Origin of the sequence: Marinobacter sp. M-5, from assembly GCF_032911545.1 — a bacterium.
GTDB classification, from domain to species: domain Bacteria; phylum Pseudomonadota; class Gammaproteobacteria; order Pseudomonadales; family Oleiphilaceae; genus Marinobacter; species Marinobacter goseongensis.
Genome location: NZ_JAWJEK010000003.1, coordinates 11,371 through 23,306 on the forward strand (window position 1 = coordinate 11,371; position 11,936 = coordinate 23,306).

Here is an 11,936-nt window from a genome sequence, read left to right on the forward strand (position 1 = left end):
TTGGCACAAAGCGCTGACTACAATTTCAGAGATGAACAAAAGAAGAACAGGCCTCTGGCAAAGGGTTTACCGGACCATACCGGCCCCGTCATCGGCCGATCATAACGACACAACAACAGGAAAAGGTTCCACACCCATGTTCAAGAAAACACTAATCAGTCTTGCCGTGGCGTCTTCCCTTGGGCTGACGGGCTGCTTCGATAGCGCCGACTCAGGGTCGAATGCGAATCCGGATTTTAAGATCAATAACCCAAATTTTTCAGGCAAAACCTGGCCGGTGTTCAATCCCCTGACCAGTGAGCTGCCCGTTCCGTCTGATCTTCAGTTTGAACAGGGTGAGGGGGCCGACGGAACGCTCTCCGGATCTGCCGAAAACCCAATCACAAACGCACTGGACTTCATGGACGGTTCGTCCACCACGGCGCAGTTCGACATCAAGCTCTCAGGTTCCATCGATCCGGACTCGTTGAACTTTGCGCCGGTCATCCAAGGTGAGGGCGGTGCACCCGCACCCAACCCACAACAGAACGTGTTTCTTCTGTCTCTGGATTTCCCGGGCGGCGACTCCCTCCTCAACAGCGGGAGCTTCTATACAAACCTTATTGCCGAGCTGGTTGAAGATGGCGATATTTCTCCAGCACCAACTCGCACCTCGTTCCCCGGCGAAACGCCTACCTTTGACCTGGGACTGGCCTTCCGTGAAGCCCAACAGAACCCCGGTGCCGCGACAGCGGGCGCTGTTTTCGATTTTAATAACGAATTCCGGGCAGAAGTGGTCTCACTTGATGGTGGTACCGATAATGTTCTTCGCATTACCCCTCTCCGCCCGCTTGACCCGAAAAAGAAATATCTGGTCGTGGTCACTAACGAAGTCAAAGATGACAATGGCGATGCCATCGTAGGGTCACCTTCGTACCAGAATATTGGCAACCCGGATGAGCCGCTGGGCAACGCGGCGCTGGCTCCGGTTCGCGGGGCTATTCAAGGTTGGGAAACCCTTGCAACAGGCTATTTCAACGCGCTGACAAACCCCAGCCGTGAAGCCGCTGGCCTGTCGCCTCTCACTGACGAGAATCTGGCTCTGACTCTCACCTTCACGACGGGCGGAACCGAGGATGTGCTGGAGGCGGCAACATCACCAGCTCAATTCTTCTACAAGAGCGCCATCGTAACGACTCGCCAGGAGGCGATTGCCAAATACCTCGCCGAGAACGCAGATGAGTTCGAAACACTGAGCGCGTCCGAGCAGTACGCCGCTCTTGCAACAGCGGCAGGCACGGCCATCATGACTGCTACCGATGCCGGACTTCGCGGCGTAGCAAGCGCAACAGCCGGCAATTTGGCTATGGCAGGTGCCGATTTCAGCAATCCAGAGCCCCGTCCGATCACGCCGATTGAAGCAAGTCGCGTCCCAGCGAGTGCCGCTCTTGGGGCTTCCGCAAACGCGAGCACCATCTTCCAGGCAGGCATTGCGCTTCCATACTATTTGCCTGTCCCGACTCCCACTGACCCATCCAATCTGAATGCAACGTGGGAGGCCTCCGCAACGGTTGGCGGCATTATTGATGCGGGCGCTGGCAACGATGCCGGAACCACGCCCCCATCAGATAAGGTAACGTTCCGCTATCCTTTCGCTGAAGAAAAAGAAACGGTTTTTGCGCCGCTTCTGATATCAGTGCCCGATGACGGAACTTGTGGTGCTGCCAAGCCCTATGACGTTGTCATCTACCAACATGGCATTTTTGGCAACCGTTCCCATAGCCTTGCCTTGGGCAACCAGCTCGCGGGATCGTGCTTTGTCACTGTAGCAATGGATCTCCCGATGCATGGCATCGCACCTAAGCTCGCGACCGGAGCACTCGATCCCTCGCTGGCATTGAGCGTTGATGTTGCGCAGGTTGATGGCGCGTTTGTAGATAGTCCGCTGCCCATGAATGAAAGACATTTCGGCTGGGGTCAGACCGCAAACGGCACACCTGCTCGCATGCAATACTCCACCAGTGCTGACTCAGCTGTTGGCTCATCTGCCCAGTTTTTCCTGAACCTGGCTAACCTGCCTGCCGCACGGGATAACAATAGACAGGGCGTCGTCGATCTGCTCAACCTGAATGCCAGCCTCGTTAATCTGAATGGGCTCGACCTAGACAACGCCGACTCCGACTCAAACCCAGCAACGGGAGGCGGAGATGTAGACGTAGGCACTGGAAGCAAAGTCTACTTCGTGGGTCACTCTCTTGGCGGCATACTCGGCACCTCTTTTGTTACCCTCGTGAATGGTGCCGCTCAGGAAACCACAATTGGCAACAGCAATCTGGTTCCGTTCGCGGCAGCGGCTTACGTGACGCCTGGTGCAGGTATTGCCAAGCTTCTCGAAAACTCCCCGTCAATTGGCTCTACGGTGTTAGCCGGCCTCGCAGGCTCAGGGCTCACACAAGGAACCAGCAATCTGGAATTGTTCTTCAATGTGTCTCAAGCATCATTGGACAGCGTCGAACCTCATAACTTCGTAACCTCGCTGACCGACAGTGGGATCAAAGTCTACCTGAACGAAATCTACGGCGATGGTTCTAATCGCGCTACTCAGGACCAGACCATCCCTGTTGCCGCAGACGTCGCTTATGCTGGTGACTATACTGCGCCGCTTGGCATGGCACTGCCTGCGCCCCTTGCAGGTACTGAGCCACTGATCATGCAACTGGAAGCTGAGACGATCACTGGTAATGGCGCGTTAACAGCTGACGCGAACGTCGTCCGATTCACAGCTGGTACGCATACAACCATCATTCAGCCCACGGACGCAGCCGGAACCGCCGTATTTGCCGACATGGCCACTAACATCATTTCATTCTTCGCAAATGACGGTGGTGCCATTGCCTTCAATAACGGCAACTTCGTGAAACAAAACGAACCGAGCCCTCAGAACCCCTGATGTTTGTGAGGCGCTGAATTGAAAAAGCCCCGGCACATGCCGGGGCTTTTTTATTACCGTTGTGCTAAACGTTAGTTGGGCTTTATGTAGTGTAACTTCACTCCATACTCTCAAACTCATCCTGCGTAAGTTGCCCATCACTGTCCTGATCCAGCTCCATCATCATGTCGCGGGTATCCTGACCGGACATGCCAGCTTCATCGGGGTTGCCAGCGGCGGTACTGCCATACACGTTGAGTTCGTCTTCGGTAATCACACCGTCCTGGTTAGCGTCAAGTTCGTCAAAGGTTGCAGTACGTGCGCCCGGTCCGGCGGCGCCGGTTTGTTGTTCCATCGGGTCACTACTGCCAGTTGCGTCTTTTCCCATGTCGCCGGTGTCGTCGGCGGCGTAAACGGCAGGGACAGCGAGCGCCAGGGACATCATGGCGGACAGGCTCAGGGTTTTAATGCTCATCAGACACCTCCTTGATCATTTTTTGATCTATGGTTGACTGCCTTTCCATTAAAGACCGGGACCAGCCAAATTGCCAATGACTCTTTAGTAAGATCGGCGCGTTCTTAGATCATTAAAGTATGTCGTCGTTGTCTGCCCCCAGCTTTTTGCCTACATAACCGGCCGAACAGGTGGTCTGGCTGAACTTGATCGGAAAGCCGATCTGGCGTTGTTCACTGCCGTCATCCCGGGATACGCCGATCACCATATTTCTGGCCTTGAGTTGAGGATGTTCCGCGGCTTCGGTAATGGTCAGCACCGGTTCCACGCAGGCGTCCTGCTCGGCAAAAATCGCCTGCCACTCGGCCAGGGTTTTCTCGGCAATTCTGGATTTCAGCGCGGCTTTCAGTTTTTGTTGGTGTTCGGGGTTCTGGCTCAGTGCGTAGCTTTTCAGCTCGTCCAGCCCCAGTGTCGCGCACAGCCGGGTGGAGAATTGCGGCTCCAGACTGCCTACCGAGAGCCAGCGGCCGTCGGCGGTCTGGTAATAATCGTAGAAACTGCCGCCATTGAGCAGGCTGCTTTCCGGTTTCTGTTCCTGACCGCCCGCCAGGCAGGCGGCGCCCGACATGGCGTTCAGGGCGAAGGCGGCGTCCGTCATGCTGACATCCACAAACTGCCCTTCCCCGGTCTGCTGGCGATGAATCACCGCCGCGAGCAGGCCCATAACCGCGTGGTGAGAGCCACCCGCAACGTCTGCGATCTGGATGCCCATGGGGGGCGGGCCGCTCTCGGCACGGCCGCAATGGCTGGAGACACCCGCCAACGCCAGGTAGTTGATGTCATGGCCGGCGCGATCGCGGTAGGGGCCGGTCTGGCCGTAGCCAGTAATTGCACAATAAATCAGGCCCGGGTTGATGGCCTTGAGGGCTTCATAACCAATGCCTAACCGGTCCATTACCCCGGGACGGAATTGCTCGATCACCACATCGTATTCGCTGACCAGATTCTTGATGATGTCGGTGCTGCCCTCTTTTTTCAGGTCCAGCCCCAGCGACCGTTTGCCACGATTAAGAAAACCGTGGGCCGTGCTGACACCGCCGTCGTGTGGCGGCATCACCCGGGTCAGGTCCATGCGGTCCGGCGCCTCCACGCGCAGTACGTCGGCGCCCATGTCCGCCAGCAGCATGGTGGCGTAGGGGCCGGGCAACAGGGTGCTGAAATCAAGAATCTTGAGGGAGGTCAAAGGGCCTGCCATGGAATGTCTCCTTGTGGGTTGTTACCGCTATCGTGACCGTTTTTACTGAGCAGGCCAACTGCGGGTTCCGTCATTCCGGTTGGCCATTTCTACCAGCTTTCCGACGGTCCGGCGGTTGCATTGTGGCCCGGGGGTTTTATGATGGGCTTCGTTTTCCAAGGAATTGCGAGCGGCATGTCCAACCTGACGGTTTCACGGCATTTTGTAGAGGCATCTCTGATTGGCGCAGAGCGTGCCGGTTTCGATACCCGCGATATGTTGCGGGAAGCCGGTATTTCGCCGGATTTGCTGAAAATCGAAATGGCCCGCGTCAACAGCGACCAGTTCAGCCGCCTGATGCAGCTGATCTGGACCCGCATGGATGATGAGTTCATGGGACTGGGCCCTCGCCAGTGCCGGGCCGGCACCTTTGCCACCATGTGTGCACTGGTGATGGATTGCCCGAACCTGGAGTCCGTGTACAAACAGGCGTTCCAGTTCTCGCGGCTGTTCGAACCGATGGTGTGTATGAAACTCGAGGTGGACGACAAAGTGGCCAGGCTGGTCACGGTGATCGAAGGCGAGATCAACGATCCGCTGTATTTCATGCGGGAGAGTCTACTGGTGATCTGGCATCGCCTGGGCAGCTGGTTGGTGGGCCAGCCGGTCGAATTGCTGAAAGCGGAGTTTGACTACGCACGCCCGGACCACGGCGATGAGTACCGCCACATCTTCCGCTGCCCGCTGGAGTTTGAAGCGAGCCGCACCGCCCTCACCTTTGACAAGCGCTTCCTGAGCGCGCCGGTGATTCGCGACCGACCGGAAATGCACCAGTTTCTGAAGACCTCCCCCGCGGACCTGCTGTCACGACCCGACGAGAGCAACACCTTCACGGGTCGGATCCGCGCGCTGATCGGCCGGGATTTCTCCAAACCGCTGCCGGACTTCGAGTGGATCGCCGCGGAGCTTCATACCAGCCCGCAAACCCTGCGCCGCAGGCTCAAACAGGAGAACACCTCGTTCCAGGAGATCAAGGATCTGCTGCGCCGGGACATGGCCATCTACTACCTGGGCCGGCAGGACTTGCCCATCAACGACATCGCCAGCAAGGTGGGCTTTACCGAACCGTCAACGTTTCATCGCGCCTTCAAGAAGTGGACAGGGGTAACGCCCGGCGCCTACCGCGAGGGCGAACGGGCCAGCGCCGGCTAAGTCTTGTGCGGCGCTTGTCAGCCCGGGCTCTGCAGGATTCTGATCAACCGTCCGAGTGTGCTGGCAATGTCCTCGGCTCGATTCCGGTCGGGACCAAGCTTCAGCAACCTGGAACCGTCCCGGGGGTCATAAATCCAGCAGGTCGCTGCAGGAGCCGACTGGCAATCCCACTCCACTTGTGGGCTGATGCCATACACCTCGATAGCGTTGGTGTTCTTGGTGATCCGCTGTTCCCCTTCGCGCCGGGATTCCTGAATTTCAATGAGGTTCTCGCCAGCGGCAACCCGGTAGCTGACGTCTGCAGGCACGTCGAGCCTCACCACCCGCTGGTCGGCCCGCCACCCGGCCAGATCCAGCAGACTGTTGAGGTGCAACGTCAACGCCTCCCGGTCAGTGTCCACCAGGTACAAACGCTTCAGGTCACCCAGTACCTGTGAATCGGCAGGTTCAATGATCGCCACCGGCTCGCTCTGGGCCGACCGGTTCTGGTCCTTGCTGGATCGTTCCTTGCGCGCCTTTTCGATGGCGGTGATGCGCTTCAGCGATTCCTGATAATGCGCGCCCTCGGACCCGGCCTTCGCTACGTAGGCTTCCAGGGCCGATTGGGCTTCATTGAGATGATCGGATTCCTGCATCACCCGGCCACGAAAATAGTAATAGTCCACCGGCTTTTCACCTTCCAGACCCTGAAGCCGATTCAGGTATTCACCAGCCTCGCCCCAATTGTCGCTGTCGACAGCTTCCTCAGTGGCCAACATCAGGCGGCGCACTTCGTGCTCCGGTGCCAGCGATGTACCCTCCACACTGACGCTCACCAGCAATGAGGCCAACACCAGGCTGCGAAGCGCACTACGCCCTGTTCCGGATACCTTAATCATCGCCTCTACTCCTGCTGATTATCTGCGATTTCTTTTTTAACACGAACGCCAAGCTCTACAAAGCGGTTGGCCTGTGACACAAGATTCCCCCGCCCGCGGGTCAGGGTGTTCATGGCCGCATCGTAGCTGCCCTGTGCGGTATTCAGCTGCGTGCCCAGCTTCTCCATGGATTCCACGAAGACCCGCAGCTTGTCGTAGACCGCGCTGGCACGGTCTGCAATCCGCCGGGCGTTCTGGCTCTGGCGCTCATAGCGCCAGATATTCTCGATGGTCCGAAGCGTGGCCAGCAAGGTGGTCGGTGTTACTACAATAATCTTTCGCTCAAAAGCTTCTGCGAAAAGGTTCTCGTCCTGCTGAAACGCCGCCACAAAGGCCGGCTCAATGGGCATGAACAGAAACACAAAATCCGGTGAGTGAAGGCCGTTGAGTTGACTGTAATCCTTCTCGCTCAGACTGCGGATGTGGGTGCGAACGGCGTCCACATGCTGGCGTAAATGATCGCCTCGGACCGCATCGTCTTCTTCATTGACCCATTGCTGATAGGCCACCAGCGACACCTTGGAGTCCACAACCAGATGGCGCTTGTCCGGCAGGTTCACAATCACATCGGGTCGCAACAACTGGTGGTCGCTGTCGCGGAAGCTGCCCTGGGTTTCGTATTCAACGCCCTTGCGCAGGCCGGAACGCTCCAGCACCCGCTCCAGAATGAGCTCCCCCCAGTTACCCTGGACCTTCTTGTCGCCTTTCAAAGCGCGGGCAAGATTAGCAGCCTCTTCGGTGATCTGTCGGTTAAGGTCCTGTAACGATTTGATTTCACTTCGCAAGGCCTGCCGGTCCCGGGTTTCCGACGTGTACACATCCTCCACCCGTTTGCGAAAGTCCTGTAACTGGTCCCGGAACGGATTCAACAATGAATCCAGACTGGTGCGGGTCTGCTGGCTGAACCGCTCACTTTTCTGGTCGAAAATACGATTCGCCAGATTCTCGAATTCCTGCTTCAGGGCATCCCGGTTGCGCTCCAGCAACGCGACCTTCTCGGACGTGGCCCGCCGCTCGGAAGCCAGCGTCACCTCATGCTCCCGCAGCGCCATACGGGCATCTCCCAGCTCCGCTACCAGCGCATCAAGCTTGCGGGCCTGTTCCGCATTTTCGGCTTCCAGTCGGGCAATCTGCCCACGGCTGTTGCGCAGCAGCAGAATGATCAGCAAACCAACCAACAACAACAGGGCGGCAATAACAATGACGATGCTGGGTTGATTCCGGATGGTTTCTGCAATGGCCTCGGGCACGTTATCCTCCTGTGCGCTGCGTCCACTTATGGACTCAGACGGTAATATAAACTAAAACAACGATGTGTTCTGTCCAGGTAGTCATCATGTTAAAAGAACTCTGGAGAAAACTGGGATCGGAATTCTCGCGCTCTGGCTATGCTGGCGCTCAGAACCGCGGTCATGATGCCCGCGGCAGCGCGGGGTTCAGGCTCCTGCCACACATCACCCACACCGGAGAATTTCACCTTGAGCGTCTGACCCAACTGCTCAAGAGCCGCTATGGCAAGACCTTCGACAATTCCGGCGACACCGGCGATCAAGCGATCCGGGAGCTGATTCGCTATGCCGCACGCATTCAGGATAAGGACGTCCAAAGGGAGCTATTACTGTTCTATCTGAACTGCTCGCCGGTCATTCAGGAGTATCTGCGTTCCGAGGATGTTCTGGGACACCACCACTTCGTTAACGAACCCTGACATCCTCCCCAAAATCGTAAAATATTCTTACCCTTAACCAACTGTAAAGCGAACACACAGATCGGTTGTTGTATACTCCTGCAGCAAGTATCTTACTGCATTTGTTTGCAGGTCATAACGGCGAGCCCAAGCGGGTAAATTGAGGGTTCGCAGGCTCAGGGGTTTTAAATGTTTTCAAAGCGTTTTGGTTGCGGGAAGCTACTGGCTGTCTTCGCTTTTTCGATTGTGCTTACCGGTTGTTCAGCGAATCGATATCTGATGGTGCCCAAGGACAATCTTGATGATTTGAAGGGGGCAGTGCAGATTCAGCGGGCCACACTGGTCACCATGGAAAGCAACGCTCACGCCCGCCACGGGAAAATCGTTGAGGCCAACAGCGAATCCACCAAGACGATCCTGGAAGCGATCGAGCAGAAAATCGAGAAACCGACCTGCCCGGTGGTGCCGCAGCGGGCCTGTCCGCCTGCAGCTCGGGACACCCAGGCCAAAGGCCGTGCAGACCGGCTCAAAGGTAAGGTGATCGTAGGCGAGCTCGAAAAGTTCTATCTGGCCGGACCTGGACTGGTTTATGACGCCCGCATCGACAGCGGCGCCGAAACCTCATCGCTCGATGCCCGGAACATCACCCGCTTTGAGCGGGATGGCAATAACTGGGTTCGCTTCGATGTGCCGGTGCCAGGTACGGAAGATCTCGTTACCATGGAAAAGGAAATTTCCCGCAGGGTGAAAGTGATTCAGAGCAGCGCAGATGAGGCCGACCGCCGCGTGGTGGTCGAGCTTCAGTTTGCCATTGGCGATCACCAGCAAGTCGCGGAATTCACGCTGACGAACCGGAGCCACCTGACACACACCGTCCTGATCGGACGTAATATCCTCAGGGATGTCATGCTGATTGATGTCGGCAAAGAGTTCGCCACCGAACTTCCGGAATCACTCACCCAGAAAAACGGGGATGACTCGTGACCGCACGTTCCCGCATTCCGTTCTTTGCCGCCATCGTTCTGTTGATTGTGGCTGGCATCTCCATCGCCACCTGGCGGCATATTGAACTGGGCATTCCATGGCTGACCGGTGAGCAACAACCGGTGTGGATGGTGGAAGCCAGAATCAACTTCGAGGCCAACGGTGAGCCTGTGCTTGCCAGCCTGAACATCCCGGAGCAGTCCCCGGGCTTCCGTATCCTGTCGGAGCAGGCAGCCTCTCCCGGTTACGGGTTTTCGGTCGTCGATAAGAGCGGGAGTCGCCGCGCGGAGTGGTCCAAGCGTAATGTACTCGGTGAACAGACCCTGTACTTCAAGGCGCAATTCATCCCGGATCCCAACGCCAACCGCGACAGACCCCGGCGCGCACCGAAGCCGATCGCCATATTCTGGGAAGAGCCCCAGGCCACCGCCGTGCGGGAAATCCTGCAACAGGCCGAAGAGCGCTCCAGCACTCCGGAGAGCATGACGCGGGAACTGATCCGCCTGATGCAGCCGGAAGATGACCAGGCCCAGAACACCACGCTTCTGGTCGCCGGCACCAACTATCTGGACCTGCTGGTACGGATGCTGAACCACGCCGGCATTCCGGCCCGCACAGCTGACGGTCTGAAGCTTGAGGACGCCCGCCGCCGCCAGGCTCTCACCCCTTACCTTCAGATCTACAATAATGAGGAATGGCTGACCTTTGATCCCCGAACCGCCGAGCAGGGTCTCCCGGAGAACATACTGTTGTGGCGCCAAGGCGCAGAGTCGCTGCTGGACGTGGTGGGGGGCGACGGCTCTAATGTGAGCTTCTCGATCCTGCGACAGACCATCCCGGCACTGCAATTGGCCGCCATGCAATCGGAAAAGAACGGCCTGGGTTTCCTGAGCCTTTACCAACTGCCGATTGAGGAGCAGAGCATGTTCCGCATGCTGTTGCTGCTGCCCCTGGGCGCCTTGATGGTTGCCTTCATGCGAATCGTGATCGGTATTCGCACCTCCGGCACCTTCATGCCGGTGCTGATTGCCGTCGCCTTTGTCCAGACCACTCTGGTGCCCGGGCTCATCGCGTTCACGTCGGTGGTCGCTATCGGCTTGCTGATGCGCGGCTATCTGTCCAGCCTCAATCTGTTGCTGGTGTCGCGGATTTCCGCGCTGATTATTCTGGTGATTTTCATCACCGCCGGGCTGAGTATCGCCGGCTATCATATGGGCTTTAACACTGGCATGACCGTGACCTTCTTCCCGATGGTGATTATTGCGTGGACCATCGAACGCATGTCCATTCTGTGGGAAGAAGAAGGCGCCCACGAGGTGCTCGTTCAGGGTGCAGGCAGCCTGTTTGTGGCGGTCTGCGCATTCCTGGTGATGGACGCGCCCCTGTCACGCCACCTGACCTTCAACTTCCCCGAGTTGCACTTCGTGGTGCTGGGATTGATTCTGTTGATGGGTCAGTACACCGGGTACAAGCTCAGTGAGCTTCGGCGCTTCACGCCGATGAAGGTGTACGACTGATGGACTGGATTTCACCCCGCGCCCTCACACGCCTGGGCATGTTGAATATGAACCGTCGGAATGTGGATTACATTTCCCGGTACAATGAACGCACGTCCTACCCGATGGTAGACAACAAGCTGAAAACCAAGCTTGTCGTGGCGGAGTACGGCGTCAAGACGCCCAAGCTGCTGCAGGTCGTGCGTCAGCAGCACGAAATCCCCCACTTTCGCGACATGGCAGAGGACTTGACCGGCTTCGCCATCAAGCCCGCCAAAGGCTCCGGCGGCAAAGGCATCACTGTCATCACCGGCCGTGATGAGGACGAATTCGTCAAGGCCTCCGGTATGCGTGTGCCAGCCGCCTTTCTGGAACGCCACCTGTCCAACATTCTCGCCGGCCTCTACTCACTCGCCGGGACGCCCGATGTCGCCATTGTAGAGAGCCTGGTGCAGTCTGTGCCGGGCCTCGCCAAGTATTCGTTTCAGGGCGTGCCGGATATCCGCATCATCATCTTTCAGGGCTATCCGGTGATGGCCATGTTGAGACTGGCCACCAAAGCCTCTGACGGCAAGGCAAACCTGCACCAGGGCGCCGTAGGGGTCGGCCTGGACATCGGCACGGGACAGAGCCTTAACTCGGTACAGTTCAACCGGCCCATTACCCTGCACCCGGATACCGGGCTCGCCCTGGAGAACATCAACATCGCAGATTGGGAAGAGATGCTGACCATGGCCTCGCGCTGTTACGAAGCCACCGGGCTCGGATACATGGGTGTGGATCTGGTTGTGGATGCGAACGAGGGTCCACTGCTGCTGGAACTGAACGCCCGCCCTGGTCTGGCCATTCAGATGGCCAATGGCCGCGGCCTGCTGCCGCGACTGAACGCGATCGAGAACCTCAAGAAACACCACTTCACACCGGAAGCCAGAGCGCGTTACGCCATGGAAATCTTCGCCAGCCGTCGCTAACGGGCTAAACGCGCGTTCTGACACAAAAAAACCGGAGCAACTGCTCCGGTTTTTTTGTGTCAGACAAAGCTGC

General features: G+C 57.6%; 10 protein-coding genes. 6 read left to right on the plus strand and 4 right to left on the minus strand.

Annotation, left to right across the window (positions count from 1 at the left end):
• Positions 1-136 precede the first annotated feature (136 nt).
• Positions 137-2,929: a hypothetical protein gene (locus tag R0125_RS13190; RefSeq protein WP_317238499.1), complete on the plus strand. Its 2,793-nt coding sequence runs from the start codon at positions 137-139 to the stop codon at positions 2,927-2,929.
• 97 nt (positions 2,930-3,026) lie between these two features.
• On the opposite strand, the gene R0125_RS13195 is transcribed toward R0125_RS13190, so the two are convergent.
• Positions 3,027-3,383, minus strand: coding sequence for an EF-hand domain-containing protein (locus tag R0125_RS13195; RefSeq protein WP_248184851.1), 357 nt, complete (start codon positions 3,381-3,383; stop codon positions 3,027-3,029).
• A 112-nt stretch (positions 3,384-3,495) separates the two neighbouring features.
• Positions 3,496-4,617, minus strand: coding sequence for a CaiB/BaiF CoA-transferase family protein (locus R0125_RS13200; RefSeq protein ID WP_317238500.1), 1,122 nt, complete (start codon positions 4,615-4,617; stop codon positions 3,496-3,498).
• Between the two features lie 174 nt (positions 4,618-4,791).
• On the opposite strand from R0125_RS13200, the gene R0125_RS13205 reads away from it, so the two are divergent.
• The gene (locus R0125_RS13205) at positions 4,792-5,808 is read left to right on the plus strand and encodes an AraC family transcriptional regulator (protein ID WP_248184839.1); all 1,017 of its coding nucleotides are present in this window, start codon (positions 4,792-4,794) and stop codon (positions 5,806-5,808) included.
• A gap of 17 nt (positions 5,809-5,825) precedes the next feature.
• Here R0125_RS13205 and R0125_RS13210 read toward each other — a convergent pair whose 3' ends face one another.
• Positions 5,826-6,686 (minus strand): hypothetical protein, encoded by an 861-nt coding sequence (locus R0125_RS13210; protein WP_317238501.1) that lies wholly within the window; start codon positions 6,684-6,686, stop codon positions 5,826-5,828.
• Between the two features lie 5 nt (positions 6,687-6,691).
• Entirely contained in the window at positions 6,692-7,975 is a 1,284-nt protein-coding gene (locus tag R0125_RS13215) for a DNA recombination protein RmuC (protein WP_317238502.1), read from the minus strand.
• A gap of 86 nt (positions 7,976-8,061) precedes the next feature.
• Here R0125_RS13215 and R0125_RS13220 point away from each other — a divergent pair, with 86 nt between their 5' ends.
• From R0125_RS13220 to R0125_RS13235, 4 genes are all read left to right on the plus strand, one after another.
• Positions 8,062-8,433 carry a hypothetical protein gene (locus tag R0125_RS13220; RefSeq protein WP_317238503.1) on the plus strand — a complete coding sequence of 124 codons (372 nt, stop codon included), beginning with the start codon at positions 8,062-8,064 and terminating at the stop codon, positions 8,431-8,433.
• Positions 8,434-8,601: 168 nt separating this feature from the next.
• Entirely contained in the window at positions 8,602-9,396 is a 795-nt protein-coding gene (locus tag R0125_RS13225; RefSeq protein WP_317238504.1) for an ATP-dependent zinc protease, read from the plus strand.
• Positions 9,393-10,913, plus strand: coding sequence for an inactive transglutaminase family protein (locus R0125_RS13230; protein WP_248184833.1), 1,521 nt, complete (start codon positions 9,393-9,395; stop codon positions 10,911-10,913). Before R0125_RS13225 ends, R0125_RS13230 begins: the two co-directional genes overlap by 4 nt.
• Complete coding sequence (locus R0125_RS13235; RefSeq protein WP_248184832.1) at positions 10,913-11,863, plus strand: alpha-L-glutamate ligase-like protein; 951 nt, start codon at positions 10,913-10,915, stop codon at positions 11,861-11,863. Before R0125_RS13230 ends, R0125_RS13235 begins: the two co-directional genes overlap by 1 nt.
• Positions 11,864-11,936 lie beyond the last annotated feature (73 nt).

Coding starts and splice junctions, on each gene's coding strand:
- R0125_RS13190 (WP_317238499.1), top strand. CDS start 137: ATGTTCAAGAAAACACTAATCAGTCTTGCCGTGGCGTCTTCCCTTGGG.
- R0125_RS13195 (WP_248184851.1), bottom strand. CDS start 3,383: ATGAGCATTAAAACCCTGAGCCTGTCCGCCATGATGTCCCTGGCGCTC.
- R0125_RS13200 (WP_317238500.1), bottom strand. CDS start 4,617: ATGGCAGGCCCTTTGACCTCCCTCAAGATTCTTGATTTCAGCACCCTG.
- R0125_RS13205 (WP_248184839.1), top strand. CDS start 4,792: ATGTCCAACCTGACGGTTTCACGGCATTTTGTAGAGGCATCTCTGATT.
- R0125_RS13210 (WP_317238501.1), bottom strand. CDS start 6,686: ATGATTAAGGTATCCGGAACAGGGCGTAGTGCGCTTCGCAGCCTGGTG.
- R0125_RS13220 (WP_317238503.1), top strand. CDS start 8,062: ATGTTAAAAGAACTCTGGAGAAAACTGGGATCGGAATTCTCGCGCTCT.
- R0125_RS13225 (WP_317238504.1), top strand. CDS start 8,602: ATGTTTTCAAAGCGTTTTGGTTGCGGGAAGCTACTGGCTGTCTTCGCT.
- R0125_RS13235 (WP_248184832.1), top strand. CDS start 10,913: ATGGACTGGATTTCACCCCGCGCCCTCACACGCCTGGGCATGTTGAAT.